The organism is Enterobacter sp. ECC-249, assembly GCF_043965265.1.
Taxonomy (GTDB): Bacteria; Pseudomonadota; Gammaproteobacteria; order Enterobacterales; family Enterobacteriaceae; genus Enterobacter; species Enterobacter quasiroggenkampii.
In genome coordinates, this window is record NZ_CP143660.1 from 4,475,396 (window position 1) to 4,492,882 (window position 17,487).

Consider the following 17,487-nt stretch of genomic DNA (forward strand, 5'->3'; position numbering starts at 1 on the left):
CGCTTAAAATTTTGGGGCATATGGCCGGAAGAATCCCACGCGTTTTCATCAATGACCTGCTTGCCAGAACCGACATCGTCGATCTCATCGACGCGCGGGTAAAGCTGAAAAAGCAGGGCAAGAACTACCATGCGTGCTGTCCGTTCCATAACGAAAAAACCCCCTCCTTCACCGTAAACGGTGAAAAGCAGTTTTACCATTGCTTCGGCTGTGGTGCTCACGGTAATGCCGTTGATTTTTTAATGAACTACGACAAGCTCGAGTTCGTTGAAACCGTCGAAGAGCTGGCGGCGATGCATAACCTTGAAGTGCCGTATGAAGCAGGCAGTGGGCCAAGTCAGATCGAGCGCCATCAACGGCAAACGCTGTATCAACTGATGGATGGCCTGAATTCGTTTTACCAACAGTCTCTTAAGCACTCTGCGGCTGAGCCTGCGCGTCAGTATCTGAACAAGCGCGGACTGAGCGACGATGTCATTGCGCGTTTCGCTATTGGTTACGCCCCGCCCGGCTGGGACAACGTGTTAAAGCGTTTTGGCGGCAATAGCGAAGATCGTAAGTCTCTCATCGATGCAGGCATGCTGGTCACCAACGACCAGGGACGAAGCTACGACCGCTTCCGCGAACGGGTGATGTTCCCAATCCGCGACAAGCGAGGCCGGGTAATTGGTTTTGGTGGTCGCGTGCTGGGTGATGCCCTGCCGAAGTACCTCAACTCCCCGGAAACCGATATTTTCCATAAGGGCCGCCAGCTTTACGGTCTTTATGAGGCGCAGCAGGATAACGCGGAACCTCCGCGTCTTCTGGTCGTCGAAGGTTATATGGACGTCGTGGCGCTGGCTCAGTACGACATCAACTACGCGGTTGCGTCTTTAGGTACGTCCACCACCGCCGATCATATTCAACTGCTGTTCAGGGTGACCAATAACGTCATCTGCTGTTACGACGGAGACCGCGCCGGACGAGACGCCGCCTGGCGTGCGCTGGAAACCGCGCTACCCTATATGACCGACGGGCGTCAGCTACGCTTTATGTTCCTGCCCGACGGTGAAGACCCGGATACGCTGGTGCGTAAAGAGGGCAAAGCGGCGTTTGAAGCGCGGATGGAGCAGGCTCAGCCGCTCTCCACGTTTTTGTTTAACAGCCTGATGCCGCAGGTCGATTTGAGTACCCCTGACGGGCGCGCGCAGCTCAGCACGCTGGCGCTGCCGTTAATCAGCCAGGTGCCCGGCGAAACGCTGCGCATCTATCTGCGTCAGGAGTTAGGCAACAAGCTCGGCATTCTGGATGACAGCCAGCTTGAACGTTTAATGCCTAAACAGGCTGAAAACGGCGCGGTTCGCCCCGCGCCTCAGCTAAAACGCACAACCATGCGTATACTGATAGGGTTGCTGGTCCAAAACCCCGAGCTGGCGCCACAGGTGCCGTCGCTGGCGGGTTTGAACCACGAAAAATTGCCCGGACTTGGCTTATTTTCAGAACTGGTCAACACGTGTTTGTCTCAGCCAGGTCTGACCACCGGACAACTTTTAGAGCATTATCGCGGCACAAAAGAGGCCGCTACCCTTGAAAAATTGTCGATGTGGGACGATATAGCAGATAAGGACATTGCAGAAAAAACGTTCACCGACTCACTCAACCATATGTTTGATTCGATGCTTGAGCTGCGCCAGGAAGAGTTGATAGCTCGCGAGCGCACACACGGTTTGAGCAGCGAAGAACGCCGGGAGCTCTGGATGATTAACCAGGAACTGGCAAGAAAATAAGTGAAAGACAAAATCATTCGCGTTGTATCAAGGCAGCAAGCGAACGAAGTCCTGGGAGTGTGCATAAGTACATGACCAGGATGAGAGAACGCAGCTAACGCAGAGACAACGTGAAGGATGAAGTATTTAACGGCTTAAGTGCCGAATATCGATCGGGAAGCCCCCGGCAGCCGCACTGAGAGGCAGCGGCAAAAATATAAGTACGCCCTCGCTTTAAAGGTTGGCAGCCCCATCGCCGACACCAATCAAACGAATTAAGTGTGGATACCGTCTTATGGAGCAAAACCCGCAGTCACAGCTGAAACTTCTTGTCCAACGTGGTAAGGAGCAAGGCTATCTGACCTATGCCGAGGTCAATGACCATCTGCCGGAAGATATCGTCGATTCAGATCAAATCGAAGATATCATCCAAATGATCAATGACATGGGCATTCAGGTGATGGAAGAAGCACCGGATGCCGATGATCTGTTGCTGGCTGAAACCTCCAACAACACTGACGAAGATGCGGAAGAAGCTGCTGCACAGGTACTGTCCAGCGTGGAATCTGAAATCGGGCGTACCACTGACCCGGTCCGCATGTACATGCGCGAAATGGGTACCGTTGAACTGTTGACCCGCGAAGGCGAAATTGACATCGCAAAACGCATCGAAGACGGGATCAACCAGGTTCAGTGCTCTGTTGCCGAGTACCCTGAAGCGATCACCTATCTGCTGGAGCAGTACGATCGCGTTGAAGCGGAAGAAGCGCGCCTGTCTGACCTGATCACCGGTTTTGTCGACCCGAACGCTGAAGAAGATATGGCGCCTACCGCCACTCACGTCGGCTCTGAACTGTCTCAGGAAGAGATGGATGATGACGAAGACGAAGATGAGGAAGAGAGCGACGACGACACCGCGGACGATGACAACAGCATCGACCCGGAGCTGGCGCGCGAGAAGTTTGCCGAGCTGCGTACCCAGTACGAAGTAACGCGTGACACCATCAAAGCGAAAGGCCGCAGCCATGCCGCCGCTCAGGAAGAGATCCTGAAGCTGTCTGAAGTATTCAAACAGTTCCGCCTGGTGCCAAAACAGTTCGACTACCTGGTGAACAGCATGCGCGTGATGATGGATCGCGTACGTACCCAGGAACGCATCATCATGAAGCTATGCGTTGAGCAGTGCAAAATGCCGAAGAAGAACTTCATCACCCTCTTCACTGGCAACGAAACCAGCGAAACCTGGTTCAACGCGGCTATCGCGATGAACAAGCCGTGGTCTGAAAAACTGCACGACGTGAAGGACGATGTGCATCGCGGTCTGCAGAAGCTGCAGCAGATTGAAGAAGAGACCGGCCTGACCATCGAGCAGGTTAAAGACATCAACCGTCGTATGTCCATCGGTGAAGCGAAAGCCCGCCGCGCGAAGAAAGAGATGGTTGAAGCGAACTTGCGTCTGGTTATCTCTATCGCCAAGAAATACACCAACCGCGGTCTGCAGTTCCTGGATCTGATTCAGGAAGGCAACATCGGTCTGATGAAAGCGGTAGATAAGTTTGAATACCGTCGTGGTTACAAGTTCTCCACCTACGCAACCTGGTGGATCCGTCAGGCTATCACCCGCTCTATCGCGGATCAGGCGCGCACCATCCGTATTCCGGTGCATATGATTGAGACCATCAACAAGCTCAACCGTATCTCCCGCCAGATGCTGCAGGAGATGGGCCGCGAGCCGACGCCGGAAGAGCTGGCCGAGCGCATGCTGATGCCGGAAGACAAGATCCGTAAAGTGCTGAAGATTGCCAAAGAGCCAATCTCCATGGAAACACCAATCGGTGATGATGAAGATTCGCATCTGGGCGATTTCATCGAGGATACCACCCTCGAGCTGCCGCTGGACTCTGCCACCACCGAGAGCCTGCGTGCCGCGACACACGACGTTCTGGCTGGCCTGACCGCTCGTGAAGCGAAAGTCCTGCGTATGCGTTTCGGTATCGATATGAACACCGACCACACGCTGGAAGAAGTGGGTAAACAGTTCGACGTTACCCGCGAACGTATCCGTCAGATCGAAGCGAAGGCGCTGCGTAAGCTGCGTCATCCAAGCCGCTCTGAAGTGCTGCGTAGCTTCCTGGACGACTAACCGGTCCTGACCGTGAAAAAGCTCCCAATCGGGAGCTTTTTTTTTGTTTATTCCCTCTCCCTGTGGGAGAGGGCTAGGGCATCAGGCCGCAGAGGATTAAAGCCCCCGCACCATCAGCGCCTCATCCAGCTCCCGGTACGCCTCTACCAGCTTATCCAGCGTCGCCCTGTTGAGCCCGCTCGGGTTCGGCAACACCCACACCTGCGTAACGCCAATCATGATGCTTTGCTTACCCCACTTAGCCCCGCGCTGGCTAAACGCCTGCTCGTAGGCCTGCTTGCCGAGGATCGCCAGCGCGGCCGGCTGGTAGTCTTCAATCTTCTTGACCAGCTCCCGCCCGCCGCTGCGCAGTTCATGCAGGTTGACCTCGCTTGCCTGCACCGTCGGCCGCTCGACCAGCATGGTTATGCCGCAGCGCGTGTCCAGCAGGTGCTGCTCCTCTTCGGGCTTGAGCAACCTGTCGGTAAATCCGGCCTGATAGATCACCTTCCAGAAGCGATTCCCGGGATGGGCGAAGTGAAAACCGGTGTGCGCCGAGGACTTACCCGGGTTGATTCCGCAGAACACCACCCGCAGGCCAGGGGCCAAAATATCGTTGATCATCTTTACTCCCGCTGATACATCGTTATGGAAGTATAAAGGATTGATTATGCGTTGTTTATAAAAACAGCAGGCAGGTGCGAATGGCTGGATTGCTGCGGGGAGTTACTTTATAATTCACCGCCACGGCCCCTTAGCTCAGTGGTTAGAGCAGGCGACTCATAATCGCTTGGTCGCTGGTTCAAGTCCAGCAGGGGCCACCAAATTTTAGTTTTAGAATCATATAATTAAGCCACTCGATTGAGTGGTTTTTTTGTTGGGTGAATGACCAGTGACTCCTTGTTGTCTCCTGACTTTTCCCCAGGCATCCGCCAGGCTGTATCTCGCCTCTGATTTTTACTGCACCCTATGCAAGCACATACGGAATCAATGACACGTAGCCCGGCTTGCCGCTCACCCTCACAAACTGCAAAACTAAAGAAATCCCCCATCGCGCCGATCATCATCCGTGTGTATTATTTCCTGTAGCTTTTACAACAACTAACCTTAACTCAAATACTTAAGCGCCAAAGCGAAAGGCATCATGAGCACACCGATCAAACGGCTAGAAATCATTAAAAATGCCATTGAACTGGAAGATGACGACATCATCCAGAGCCAGCTGACACGCCTGAAAAATGAAGCGTTTGACGATGAGCTACAGGCAATCGTCGTGGCGCTTGAGGAGAAGAACTACACCTCTGCGATGGCGGCAATTACCGCCTGGCTGCAGGGCCAGCGCGCCGTGACCCAATGGCGCGATCCGCAGGTGGCCGCCAGCAAGCTGGAGCTAAAGGCGCTGGAAGAGCGTCTGCGCGATCTGATTGACCGCCGCAACGCGCGGGTGCAGCAGCTCGATGAGTTCAACGATCTCTATTTCTCCCGCCTCGGGCCGTTGATGCAGCAGATCCTCGCCCTGCGTAAAACGCTGGCGGAGCTGAACCTGCGTCGTCAGCAGGCAGAAGCGCGTCGTCGCGAGGAGGATTACCGTCGCTGCCAGCACTATATGGCGCAGGCGGTAGAGGTGCTGGCGACGCTCACCCAGCGCTGGCGCGATCTCCCGGCCGACTCCGTACAGGCCGCCGAGGCACGTAAGCATCTGGAACAGCAAAGCAATCTGATTGCCAACCTGCTGGCCGAAGCGCTGGAGCTGGAGAGCGGCTTAACGCGGGAAGAGGAGCCTGCGCGTCAGGCGCGCGACGACGCTAACGAAGAGTACGAGAAGTATCGCGAGCAGCATCACGATGCCGAAGTGCGGCTGCGCAAGGGCAGAGATCTTTCGGAAGAGGATCGGAACGAGCTCAAGCGTCTCTGGCGTCAGGCGAGCAAGCTCTGCCACCCGGACCTGGTTGCAGACGATCTGAAAGAGGAAGCTAACGCGATGATGGTGCAGCTCAACCAGGCGAAGCAGCGTGGTGACGTTAAAACCATTCGCTCACTGGTGGCCCGCCTGCAGCAGGGCTTTGAGCCGCTGATGGCAAGCGACAGGTTGAACGATCTGGAACGTATCCGCAAGAAAATGGCGCAGGTGCGCGAGCAGATCGACATCTTAGTGAACGAGCTGGCAGAACTGGAGAAAGAGGAATCCTGGCTGCTGGTCTCGTCGCTCAACAATATGGAAGCGTACTTCGCTCAGCAGGAGAAAGCGCTGCACGAGGTCCGCGCCTCGCTCGAACATCAGGTGAACGAAGCGCAGCTGGATTCCGCCGCCTGATTATTTGGCGTGCCAGTATGCGCTGGCACGCACAAGTTGAGAATCAATCGCGTCGGTTTCAAACTGACGGCTCAGCGTCTTCACCACCTTCCCTTCCCCGGTCAGCCAGATGAAGTAGTCTTCCCCCGGAACGGTCAGCGCCGCCAGATGGTCCGCTACCGCCTGCTCGCTGTGGCCCACAACCCAGGTGATGTTGAACTCGCTCAGGTGCGCCAGATAGTCCTTATACGATTCATCCCCAACCGTCACTACCGCATGAACCTCCGGGCGAACCGGCAACTTAGTAATACCCTCTAAGCGTCGACGCAGCGCGGGCATGCCGGACTCGTCGCACACGTACAGCTGCCAGGCGTAATCCTCCGGCACCACCAGCGAACCGCGCGGGCCGCCGATGGTCAGCTTATCGCCTACCTTCGCCTGTAGCGCCCATCCGCTGGCTATGCCGCCGTCATGAATGAAGAAATCGAGTACCAGTTCATGATTTGCCTCGTCGTAAATTGGCGTATAGTCGCGCGCCTGAGGACGTACGCCGTCGCCCCATTCAATGCCTTCATCGGTGACCACCGGCGGCGTAAACATCGTCCCGGGTGCCGGGAAAAAGACTTTGGTATGGTCGTCGAAACCGCGGGAGCTAAAGCCCTCCAGCGCCTCGCCGCCTAGCACAATGCGCTGGAAACCCGCGCTGGCGCGCTCAACGCGGAGCACCGTCAGCTCGCGAAAACGCAGGTCATTACGAACACGCTGTGGGTAACGGGTAGATGCCATTTGTAGCCCCTTCTCTGATGAATACGATATATCTAAATCAATTTTCAAATGATAATGATTACTAATAAGGAAAAATGCAAGATCTTTTAGATTGCATCTGAATATATCTTAGATATAGTTTAGATATATCAAATTAAAGGGCATATTATGCGACATGAACACGATGGCGGCGGGCGTCGACCGCGCTTTTTCGGCCACGGCGATCTGCGGCTGGTGATTCTGGATATCCTGACCCGCAGCGCGAGCCACGGCTACGAGCTGATCAAAGAGATCGAGAATCTGACCCAGGGAAATTACACTCCGAGTCCCGGAGTGATCTATCCAACCCTGGATTATCTTCAGGATCAGACCTTTATCACCATTACGGAAGAAGAGAGCGGTCGGAAGAAGATTGCGATTACCGCTGAAGGGCAACGCTGGCTGGACGAAAACCGGGAACAGCTGGAACAGATCCAGGTGCGTATCAAAGCGCGTTCCGTCGGTTTTCAGCTGCGCAAAAACCCGCAGATGAAGCGGGCGCTGGATAACTTCAAGGCGGTGTTAGACCTGAAGGTAAATCAGGGAGAGCTCAGCGACGCGCAGCTTAAGCAGATTATCGGCGTCATTGACCGCGCGGCGCTCGAGATCTCCCAGCTAGACTAAGCCGGTGCGTGCTCGCTCACGCGGAAGACGCGTACCAGCTCTTTCAGGTGCATCGCCTGTTCGTTAAGCGATGCCGCCGCCGCGACGGACTCCTCCACCAGCGCGGAGTTCTGCTGGGTGGTGGCGTCAATCAGGCCAATCGCGCTGTTAATCTGCGAGATACCTTCCGTCTGCTCGTGGCTGGCCTGGCGGATTTCCCGCAGAATCACGTCCATCTCCTCCACGTTACCGACCATCCCGTTGATCAGCCCACTCGCTTTTTCAACCAGGTTCATCCCGTCCTGGGTCTGGCTGGTTGAGCTTTCAATCAGCTCGCGGATTTCGCTGGCAGACGACGCGCTCTTCTGGGCAAGCTGGCGCACCTCACCGGCCACCACCGCAAAGCCGCGGCCGTGTTCGCCGGCGCGCGCCGCTTCCACCGCCGCGTTCAGCGCCAGAATGTTGGTCTGGAAGGCAATGGCGTCGATCAGGTCGATAATGTCGGACATCCGGTTCGATGTTTCGTTAATCAGGCGCATTTTACTGGTCACCTGCTTCATCATCTCACCGTTGTTTTTGACCACCGTGGCGGCATCCGCCGAGAGGTTGGTGGCTTCCCCGGTATGCGAGGCGGTATTTTTCACCGTCGCGGTGATCTGCTCCATCGAGGCGGCGGTCTGTTCGACAGAACTTGCCTGCTCTTCCGTGCGCGCCGCCAGATCCTGGTTTCCGGCAACAATCTGCGCGGCCGCGCTGGAGATATTCTCCGAGCCGGTTTGCACCTGCTGCACAATGTCCAGCAGTCGCGTCTTCATCTCCATCAGCGCATGCAGCAGCAGACCCGTTTCGTCTTTGCCGTGCGGCGTGATGCTGCCCGTCAGATCGCCCTCTGAAATGGCTTTAGCAAAATTCACCGCCTCGCCGAGCGGACGAGTGATAGCGCGCACGATAAACCAGCCGATCAGGCTGCCTGCCCCGATGCTAAAGAGCGTGAGCAGGATCAGCAGCAGGCGGTTAGACCTGAAATCTCCTTCCACCTGCGCTCCTGCACTCTGCATCTCGCTGTTTTGAATGGTAATCAGCTCCTTCACCTTCGCTTTATAAGCCTGCTGCACGGCGAGGGTGGTGGTCATCATTTCCTGAATGGCGCCCGCACGATTGTTGTTCTGCACCGCCTGCAAAATGCGGTAGCGCGAGTCCAGATACTGCTGGCGCACGCTGCGGATCTCAGCAAGCACCTGCTGAGACTTTTGATCCTGCAAGGCGTTGTTCAGCTCGCCCAGGATCACCGTGATGTGCTCGCTGATCTCTTTGAGGCGCTGCTGAGATTGCCCCGTGTAGGTGCCCTGCTCGTCCAGCAGCATCAGCTGTTGAGTGCTAATAAATTCCTGGAAGTTATCGATTAACTGGTTCGCTTTTACCGTGGTCGGATAATCACTGGTAATAATGGATTGCATCCCGTTATTAGCCCGGTTGAGACTCAGCAGAGACAGGCTCGCGCTGATCGCCATCAGGACAATAAAGAACCCAAACGCCAGAAATAATTTCGTGCCGATCTTTACGTCATGTAAGAACATATTTTCTCCATCGATGTGATTATTTCTCAGACGATCGCTGTTATCGGTAACGATTTTGCTAACTTTATGAGTTTGATCGTTTTTTTATTTCATAACCGTCACAATGGATAGGTATAGGCTATTAATATTGCTTCATCGATCGTTACCAGACCACCAGATGGGTGTTTTTCAAAATAGCATTCTGGATAATTGACTTAGGCAGGGATAAATAACTGAGGAACTTTCTTTAGTTATTTAATATTAACTTAACAATAAAATACATTAATACTCACATCAGAAAAATAAAACGCCGCTTATTCCTTACGAAATAAACGGCTTTTCAGGAACATTATGACTCAATGGAGCACTGTCACCGCATCCTTAAGGCGTCCAGCGCGATGCTTCACCATGGCAGAAATGTGGGCGCTCTCTTCGACCAGGTCGGCATTTTTTTGCGTGATGCTGTCGAGTTCGGCAACCGCGCGCGTCAACTCTGACAGTCCGGTTGCCTGCTCGGTCGTCGCGTGGCTGATCTGGGCGATAAGCTGCGTCACGTTTTTCACCTGCACAACGATATCATCCATCGTACGGCCCGCTGCGTGAACCTGCTCAGAGCCGGACTGCACCTTGCTGGCGCTTGCATCGATGAGTTTACGAATATCGTTAGCCGCACTGGCGCTGCGGCTGGCGAGATGGCGGACTTCGCCCGCGACCACGGCAAACCCTTTGCCCTGCTCGCCTGCCCTTGCCGCTTCAACAGCCGCATTCAGCGCCAGAATATTGGTCTGGAAAGCGATATCGTTTATCAGGGAGGTAATTGAGCCAATTCGCTGCGTGCTGTCGGCAATGTCATCCATCGTTTTAACGACGGTCTGCATCGCGTTGCCTCCTTTCGTCGCCGCGCTGCTCGCGGCCACGGAGAGTTTGTCCACCTCGGCGGCGGTTTCGGAGTTACTCTGAACGGACGCGGCCATCTGGTTCATTGTCGCGACGGTCTGCTGCACGTTCGCGACGGTCTGACGCGTACGATCGTTGAGATCTTCATTCCCCTGCGCCAGCCTGTCGCTGCCGTCACGGACGCTCACCACCTGGCTCGACACATCATTGATCAACCAGCGGCACATCAGGCCAAGCTGCCCAACCGCGCGCAGCGTGAGCCCCAGCTCATCGCTGCGGTTAAGGTGCTGCACGCTGTTGCGCTCGCCGGTGGCGACCTTCAGCGCCTGTCGCGCCACATTCTCTATCGGGCGGACAATCTGCTGTTCAAACAGCAGCGTACCCAGCAGCATCACCACCGCGGTAGCGGCGAGCGGCGCCCACCCGGCGGAGGTCGCGACCAGCGTGGCGGCGAGAACGGCAAAAAGCGCCGCCATCACGCTGCGCACGCGCCAGCGCAGCGGCATGGCCGGCAGTTTGCCCAGCCAGCCCTTTCCGACCACCAGCCCTTTATGGATACGTTTTTTACAGCGCCCGTCGTTCAGCGCCCGATAGAGCGGCTCCACGGCGGCAATCTCCTCCGCCGCGGCTCTGGTGCGAATCGACATATAGCCCGTCACCTGCCCGCGGCGCACCATCGGCACCGCATTGGCACGCACCCAGTAATGGTCGCCGTTTTTGCGCCGGTTTTTGACAATCCCGCTCCACGGCTCGCCCTGCTGCAGCGTGTACCACATATCGGCAAACGCGGCTTTTGGCATATCGGGGTGGCGCACCATATTGTGCGGCTGGCCCGTCAGCTCATCGAGCTGATAGCCGCTCACCTGCACAAAGGTGTCGTTGGCGTGGGTGATATAGCTGTGGACGTCTGTGGTAGACATTAAGGTGGTGTCATCGTCCAGAGGATATTCATTCTGGGTGACATAGGTTGGAGAGGACATGGCGTGCATCCCTTGCAGGTTATTTGAATGTTAATTTTGTGGGTCATTGTTTTTTCGGCGGTAAACAATTTATCTTTAGTTGTTAAACTTGATGAAGATCGCAGATTTGACTTAAACCATACTTTTTGTACGATTTTTTAATCCATTGATTTCAAATACTTTCGCAGAGAAATTACCCACAAAGCATGACCCGTTAATGCCCGCTTAAGTCGCAGCGTATGCACTTCTTTAGTGCAGCGGCGCTCTTCCCCCTTTCTTTTTACTCTCTACCCCGTACCGCTAAATCCCGTTTGGCTTCTATCGGCATGATTAAATATTGCGCAACATTATTTTAACCTGGCGTTTATCCCGATTTTCGTTAAGGCATCTGAAGTGGCGTAATCCCTGCAATACTTAAATCAGTATCATGTGATACGCGATCCCCGGGAGCACATTTTGAACAGGTTACCTTCCAGCGCCTCGGCTCTTGCCTGTACCGCGCACGCACTGAATCTCATTGAGAAGCGAACGCTCGATCATGAGGAGATGAAACAACTTAACCGAGAGGTCATCGATTACTTTAAAGAGCACGTCAATCCAGGGTTTCTGGAGTATCGCAAATCTGTTACCGCCGGCGGGGATTACGGAGCCGTAGAGTGGCAAGCGGGGAGTCTTAACACGCTTGTCGACACCCAGGGACAGGAGTTTATCGATTGCCTTGGTGGTTTTGGTATCTTCAACGTGGGGCACCGTAATCCAGTTGTGGTTTCCGCCGTACAGAATCAACTTGCGAAACAACCTCTCCATAGCCAGGAACTGCTCGACCCGCTTCGCGCCATGCTCGCGAAAACGCTGGCGGCCTTAACGCCCGGCAAACTGAAGTACAGCTTCTTTAGCAACAGCGGCACGGAGTCGGTCGAAGCGGCGATTAAACTCGCCAAAGCGTACCAGTCGCCGCGCGGGAAATTCACGTTTATCGCCACCAGCGGCGCGTTCCACGGGAAATCACTGGGCGCACTGTCTGCTACCGCCAAATCCACCTTCCGCAAACCGTTTATGCCGCTGCTGCCGGGCTTCCGCCACGTGCCGTTTGGCGACATCAACGCCATGCGCACCGTGCTGAGTGAATGCCGTAAAACCGGCGATGACGTGGCGGCGGTGATCCTGGAGCCGATTCAGGGTGAAGGCGGCGTGATCCTCCCTCCACAGGGCTATCTGCCCGCCGTGCGTCAGCTGTGCGATGAGTTTGGCGCTCTGCTGATCCTCGACGAAGTCCAGACCGGGATGGGGCGCACCGGCAAGATGTTTGCCTGCGAGCACGAGAACGTGCAGCCGGACATCCTGTGCCTGGCGAAGGCGCTCGGCGGCGGCGTGATGCCAATTGGCGCAACGGTGGCCACCGAGGAGGTCTTCTCGGTGCTGTTCGACAATCCGTTCCTGCATACAACCACCTTTGGCGGTAATCCGCTGGCCTGTGCGGCCGCGCTGGCGACCATCAACGTGCTGCTGGAGCAAAACCTGCCCGCGCAGGCGGAGCAGAAAGGCGACATGCTGCTGGACGGCTTCCGTCAGCTAGGCCGGGAGTATCCGGACCTGGTGCAGGACGCGCGTGGGAAAGGGATGCTGATGGCGATTGAGTTTGTCGATAACGAAACCGGCTACAGCTTCGCGAGCGAGATGTTCCGCCAGCGGGTGCTGGTGGCTGGAACGCTCAACAACTCGAAAACCATCCGCATTGAACCGCCGCTGACGCTGACGATTGAGCAGTGTGAGCAAGTGCTGAAAGCGGCGCGTAAAGCGCTGGCAGCGCTGCGGGTGAGCGTGGAAGAGGCGTAATCAACGCCGGGTGGCGCTACGCTTACCCGGCCTACAAAATAGTACATATGTAGGCCCGGTAAGCGTAGCGCCACCGGGCTGCTTTTTATCGGTGAAACTCCGCCACCGTCATGGTGAAGCGAAGCACGGTATCGCCTTCATTGGCGTAGCCGTGCGCCGCTTCCGTTTTCGCCACCGCCGATGCCCCCTGGTTTACCTTCGTCACCGTCTCCTCCACCGTCAGCGTTAAAACGCCTTCGTTCACGTGCAGCAGCTCACAGGTTCCCGCCGGGTGCCCCGGAGAGGTAAAACGCTCCCCCGGCTGCATCTCCCACTGCCATAACTCAATCATGTCCGGTCCCGCTGTACCCGCCAGCAGTCTGGCGCGTCCACCCAGTGCGCCCTGCCACAGCACCGGAATCGCCGCTTCTTCGATAACATGCACCAGCGGATCGCTGGAGACGTTGACGATATCCGCTACGGAGATGCCGAGCGCGGCGGCCAGCTTGCACAAGATGGCGATACTGGGATTGGCTGCGCCCTTTTCGATCTCCACCAGCATCCCTTTGCTGACGCTGGCGCGGCGGGACAGCTCGTCCAGCGAAAGCTTTTTCTCTTTACGCCAGTTGCGGAGGCGGTTCGCCACGGCCAGGCTTACCTGGGCAACATCGGCACCCGAATCAGTCATTATATTGACTTTATCAGTCATTGGTCACTACCATGGTATAAAACAGTCAATACAGGATTATTTATGTCTCTCGTTACGCCGTCAATAGATTCGCGTCTTGCCGGGATTGCCCCGGGCTTTCAGGCGCTGAGCATTCTGGTTGAAGCTGCGCCGATTACCCACCCGGAGGTGGCCCCCGCAGCGCTGGCGCAGGCCTGCCAGCAGATGTTGAATGATGATTTACCATGGGCTGATGTACACCTTTCAGACTGGGATGAGGTGTTTAAAGCCTTCGGCGCGAAACCGAAACGCACACCCTGTTCCGCTGCGGCCCTGCGCAAGCGGGTACTGAAAGACGGTTCGCTGCCGTCGCTGGATCCGGTCGTGGATATCTATAACGCGGTGAGCATTCGCTACGCCATTCCGGTGGGAGGGGAAAATCTCGCGGCGTACTCGGGCGCGCCGCGTCTGACGCTGGCCGAAGGACATGAACCCTTCGATATCCTGAAAGAGGGCCAGCCGGTGGTGGAATACCCGGATGCTGGCGAGGTTATCTGGCGCGACGACCTCGGCGTCACCTGCCGCCGCTGGAACTGGCGACAGGGGGTGCGTACGCGCCTCGATAGCCAGGCGCAATCTATGTGGTTTATTCTTGAAAGCCTGCCGTCAATGCCGCTTGCGGCGCTGGAAGAGGCAGGAGAAGAGCTGGTCAACAACCTGCAGCGGCTGATGCCAGGGGCCACGGCTCAGGTTCAGATGCTGACGCTGTAAGAGGACAACACGATGTTTCACGGATTAAGCGCTTTTCCGTTAACCCCCCTGAAAGAGGGGACGTTTGACGAGCAATCCTTCATCAATCTTCTGCGCCCTGTGGTCGACGCTGGCGTGGATTCTCTGGGCATTCTCGGCTCAACGGGAAGCTATACCTATCTGACCGTAGAAGAGCGCGGTCGGATAGCACGCTGCGCGGTGGCGCATGCTGATGACATTCCGGTCATCGTCAGCATTGGCGCGCTCCGGCTGGACGATATACTGCGTCTGGCTGACAACGCGCAATCGGCAGGTGTCTCCGGCGTGCTGTTGGCACCCGTGTCGTACCAGCGATTAACGGAAGAGGAAGTGTTTAATCTTTATGAAGTGGTAAGCCGACAGCTCTCCGTACCGTTGTGCATTTACGATAATCCGGCCACCACCGGGTTTGCGTTTAGCGATGAATTGTTATTTACCGTCGCGGCCCTGCCGAATGTGGGATCCATTAAGCTTGGTCGCGTGCCGGAGGACTTGTCGCTGGTACGCGCCCGTCTTCCTGATACAGTCACGCTGGGGATCGCTGGCGACTGGCGAGCGGCCTCAGCCCTGCAGGCCGGGTTTGACGTCTGGTACTCGGTGCTCGGCGGGTTGTTCCCGCAAACAGCGCTGGCGATTGCGCGTTCGAAAGAGACGGCACAATCCGAGCGGCTGGAGCCGCTGTGGGAATTGTTCCGTCGCTACGGCAGCTTACGGGTTATCGCGGCGGCGGCAGAGATGATGGGAAAAGTGGCTGCACCTGCGTTGCCGTTCCCGTTGCAGGCGGTTCAGGGTGAACCGCGTGAAGCGCTTGCTGTGATACTTGCGGATCTGGCGCTGGCCTGAACAACGCCGGGTGGCGCTGCGCTTACCCGGCCTACAAAATCAAAACAGCCTCGTCACCGTAGGCCCGGTAAGCGTTAGCGCCACCGGGCAAACACCGCACCATCCCGTACCCGTAGGCCCGGTAAGCGCAGCGCCACCGGGCAAACACCGCACCATCCCGCCCCCGTAGGCCCGGTAAGCGCAGCGCCACCGGGCAAATCCGTTACTCCGGCAACAACCCAACAAAACTGCGTTTCTTGCGCGGCTCCGACATCAATTCCTCAAGCTTATTCACGCACGCCAGATAGTGCGGGGTTTGCTTGTGTGCCAGCACCGCCTCCTCGTCTTTATAGGCCTCGTAGATAAAGAAGCGGGTTTTCACGCGCGGGTCCTGCAATACGTCAAAGCGCAGGTTCCCCGGCTCCTTGATTGCCCCCTCGTGGTTGGCACGAAACACTTCCAGAAACTCGTCCACCCGCTCGGGCTTAATGTTGATTTCAACCAGCGTCACGTTCATTTTGCTTCTCCCTGTTTCTCTTCCTGCCAGAACTGGAACGCATCGCGGGCATTCCAGTTCTCATGAACCACTTTCTTCACCGCCTTCAGCATGGCGAGCGGCGCGCTGGACTGGAAAATGTTGCGCCCCATATCCACGCCTGACGCGCCCTGGTCAATCGCACGCCAGCACATCTCCAGCGCCTCGTGCTCAGGCAGCTTTTTGCCCCCGGCGATGACAATCGGCACCGGGCAGCTGGCGGTCACTTTTTCAAAGCCCTCGTCCACGTAGTAGGTTTTGACGAACTGCGCCCCCATTTCGGCGGCGATGCGGCTGGCGAGCGAGAAATAGCGCGCGTCGCGCGCCATCTCTTTCCCCACGCCCGTCACCGCCAGCGTCGGCATGCCGTAGCGCGCGCCCGCGTCCACCAGCTTGATGATGTTGTTGATCGACTGGTGCTCAAACTCGCTGCCGATGTACACCTGCGCCGCCACGGCGCAGACGTTCAGGCGCAGCGCGTCCTCCATCGCCACCGCCACGCACTCGTTCGACAGCTCCCCCAGAATTGAATTACCGCCGGAGGCGCGCAGCACGACCGGTTTATTGGTCGCAGCTGGCACCTGGCTCCTGAGGATGCCGCGGGTACACATCAGCACGTCGGTTTCGCCAAACAGCGGCGCGATAGAGAGATCGATACGCTCAAGGCCGGTGGTCGGCCCCTGAAAATAGCCGTGATCGAAGGCCAGCATCACCGTGCGGTTGCTCTGCGGGTTGAAGATGCGTGCCAGGCGGGACTGCATGCCCCAGTCCAGCGAGCCGCAGCCCTTCAGCGTGAACGGCACGTTGACCTGCGGCGTGCCGATGCCAAAATCCTTGCCGTCTTTGATGTCGTCTAAATCAGCCATTTGCTCCCCCGTCAGAAATCGTATTTGCTGATGTTCTCTTTGGTGAACACCACCCGCTCCGGCAGCAGCACGATGCCGTTGCCCTTCGCCTCATACTGGTAGCCCTGCACGCTGTTCGGCTCGACCTTCAGCGCCCCGATGTTTTTTACGTCCACGCTGTCGCCGACGTTAAGATCGCCTTTTTTCAGCAAACGATCGGCGACATTGACCGCAATTTTGCCCTGTTGCACCACGTCCCAGAGGCCAAAGGCCTTCACCGTGCCGCGCTCAACGTACGGGCGCATCACGTTCGGCGTGCTGAAGCCGACAATCGCCACCCCTTCCCGCTTCAGGTTTTCCGCCGCCTGCGCCGCGGCCGGCAGCGCGTTGGCGTCCGGGGCAACGATCGCATCCAGATCCGGATACGCTTTTAAGATCCCCTCGGCGGTTTGCAACGATTTGGTGGCGTCGTTATAGCCAAACTGGGTCGTTACGATCTGCCACTGGGGATGATCTTTCTCGATTTTGGCCTTCGCCTCTTTCACCCACTGGTTCTGGTCGGTGACGGTGGGGCTTGAGTAGAAGAACGCCACTTTGGCATTCGGTTTGGTGACCTGCTTGCCCGCCATCTCCACCAGCAGGCCGCCCAGCTGTTCCGGCGTCCCCTGGTTGATGTAGATGCTGCGGCACTCCGGTTTGGTGTCGGAGTCCCAGGTCAGAACCTTAACGCCGCGCTGCATCGCGCGCTTAAGCGCCGGACACAACCCGTCCGGCGACACGGCGGAGACGATGATGGCGTTATAGCCCTGGTTGACGAAGTTATTGATGAGCTGCACCTGGCCGGAGACGCTCGGCTCGGTCGGACCGTCGTAGGTGACGTCCACGCCAAGATCTTTCCCCGCCTCTTTCGCGCCGTTGCCGCCGCTGGTGAAGAAGCCGACGCCCACCAGCTTCGGGATAAAGGCAATGCGGTCCGCCGCCTGCGCCGAAGCGAAGCTGAGGGCCATTGCCAGGACGAGCAGTTTTGTTTTCATC

Annotated in this window: 15 protein-coding genes and 1 tRNA gene; 8 read left to right on the top strand and 8 right to left on the bottom strand. The window is 56.8% G+C overall.

The genetic code is table 11. The features are described from left to right. Positions 1-20: 20 nt before the first annotated feature. Together dnaG and rpoD are read left to right on the top strand one after the other, a co-directional pair. The gene (gene dnaG, locus V1587_RS21265; RefSeq protein WP_167213480.1) at positions 21-1,766 is read left to right on the top strand and encodes a DNA primase; all 1,746 of its coding nucleotides are present in this window, start codon (positions 21-23) and stop codon (positions 1,764-1,766) included. Between the two features lie 274 nt (positions 1,767-2,040). After that, positions 2,041-3,888 carry an RNA polymerase sigma factor RpoD gene (gene rpoD / locus V1587_RS21270; protein WP_032642138.1) on the top strand — a complete coding sequence of 616 codons (1,848 nt, stop codon included), beginning with the start codon at positions 2,041-2,043 and terminating at the stop codon, positions 3,886-3,888. Positions 3,889-3,984: 96 nt separating this feature from the next. Here the strand turns inward: rpoD and mug are convergent, their stop codons facing one another. Next, on the bottom strand, positions 3,985-4,491 hold the full coding sequence (mug, locus tag V1587_RS21275; protein ID WP_008503183.1) for a G/U mismatch-specific DNA glycosylase: 507 nt from the start codon (positions 4,489-4,491) through the stop codon (positions 3,985-3,987). 124 nt (positions 4,492-4,615) lie between these two features. Between mug and V1587_RS21280 the strand changes: the two genes are divergently transcribed. Together V1587_RS21280 and V1587_RS21285 are read left to right on the top strand one after the other, a co-directional pair. Further along, positions 4,616-4,691: transfer RNA gene (locus V1587_RS21280), tRNA-Ile, on the top strand. Between the two features lie 320 nt (positions 4,692-5,011). Further along, positions 5,012-6,181, top strand: a complete 1,170-nt coding sequence (locus V1587_RS21285; RefSeq protein WP_371899742.1) for a DNA repair protein — start codon at positions 5,012-5,014, stop codon at positions 6,179-6,181. Here V1587_RS21285 and V1587_RS21290 read toward each other — a convergent pair whose 3' ends face one another. Then, a complete protein-coding gene (locus tag V1587_RS21290; RefSeq protein WP_371899741.1) occupies positions 6,182-6,946 on the bottom strand; it encodes a siderophore-interacting protein in 765 nt (254 codons plus the stop codon). A 147-nt stretch (positions 6,947-7,093) separates the two neighbouring features. Between V1587_RS21290 and V1587_RS21295 the strand changes: the two genes are divergently transcribed. Then, a complete protein-coding gene (locus V1587_RS21295; RefSeq protein ID WP_116342146.1) occupies positions 7,094-7,588 on the top strand; it encodes a PadR family transcriptional regulator in 495 nt (164 codons plus the stop codon). On the opposite strand, the gene V1587_RS21300 is transcribed toward V1587_RS21295, so the two are convergent. Together V1587_RS21300 and V1587_RS21305 are read right to left on the bottom strand one after the other, a co-directional pair. Beyond that, positions 7,585-9,144 (bottom strand): methyl-accepting chemotaxis protein, encoded by a 1,560-nt coding sequence (locus V1587_RS21300; protein ID WP_371899740.1) that lies wholly within the window; start codon positions 9,142-9,144, stop codon positions 7,585-7,587. The two genes, V1587_RS21295 and V1587_RS21300, sit on opposite strands and share 4 nt — an antisense overlap. A 335-nt stretch (positions 9,145-9,479) precedes the next feature. After that, positions 9,480-11,000 (bottom strand): methyl-accepting chemotaxis protein, encoded by a 1,521-nt coding sequence (locus V1587_RS21305; RefSeq protein ID WP_371899739.1) that lies wholly within the window; start codon positions 10,998-11,000, stop codon positions 9,480-9,482. Positions 11,001-11,435: 435 nt separating this feature from the next. On the opposite strand from V1587_RS21305, the gene ygjG reads away from it, so the two are divergent. Beyond that, on the top strand, positions 11,436-12,815 hold the full coding sequence (gene ygjG / locus V1587_RS21310; protein WP_032660397.1) for a putrescine aminotransferase: 1,380 nt from the start codon (positions 11,436-11,438) through the stop codon (positions 12,813-12,815). A gap of 85 nt (positions 12,816-12,900) precedes the next feature. Here the strand turns inward: ygjG and V1587_RS21315 are convergent, their stop codons facing one another. Beyond that, positions 12,901-13,503 carry a helix-turn-helix domain-containing protein gene (locus tag V1587_RS21315; protein ID WP_371899738.1) on the bottom strand — a complete coding sequence of 201 codons (603 nt, stop codon included), beginning with the start codon at positions 13,501-13,503 and terminating at the stop codon, positions 12,901-12,903. Positions 13,504-13,545: 42 nt separating this feature from the next. Between V1587_RS21315 and V1587_RS21320 the strand changes: the two genes are divergently transcribed. Further along, entirely contained in the window at positions 13,546-14,232 is a 687-nt protein-coding gene (locus V1587_RS21320) for a B3/4 domain-containing protein (RefSeq protein ID WP_371899737.1), read from the top strand. 12 nt (positions 14,233-14,244) lie between these two features. Continuing rightward, complete coding sequence (locus V1587_RS21325; protein ID WP_371899736.1) at positions 14,245-15,093, top strand: dihydrodipicolinate synthase family protein; 849 nt, start codon at positions 14,245-14,247, stop codon at positions 15,091-15,093. Between the two features lie 202 nt (positions 15,094-15,295). Here V1587_RS21325 and lsrG read toward each other — a convergent pair whose 3' ends face one another. From lsrG to lsrB, 3 genes are read right to left on the bottom strand one after another with little or no spacing between them, the layout of a single operon-like run. Further along, positions 15,296-15,589 carry a (4S)-4-hydroxy-5-phosphonooxypentane-2,3-dione isomerase gene (lsrG, locus tag V1587_RS21330; protein ID WP_371899735.1) on the bottom strand — a complete coding sequence of 98 codons (294 nt, stop codon included), beginning with the start codon at positions 15,587-15,589 and terminating at the stop codon, positions 15,296-15,298. Continuing rightward, positions 15,586-16,473: a 3-hydroxy-5-phosphonooxypentane-2,4-dione thiolase gene (gene lsrF, locus V1587_RS21335; protein WP_032650317.1), complete on the bottom strand. Its 888-nt coding sequence runs from the start codon at positions 16,471-16,473 to the stop codon at positions 15,586-15,588. The genes lsrG and lsrF overlap by 4 nt, the downstream gene beginning before the upstream one ends. A gap of 11 nt (positions 16,474-16,484) precedes the next feature. After that, on the bottom strand, positions 16,485-17,486 hold the full coding sequence (gene lsrB, locus V1587_RS21340; protein WP_371899734.1) for an autoinducer 2 ABC transporter substrate-binding protein LsrB: 1,002 nt from the start codon (positions 17,484-17,486) through the stop codon (positions 16,485-16,487). Between the last annotated feature and the right edge of the window lies 1 nt (position 17,487).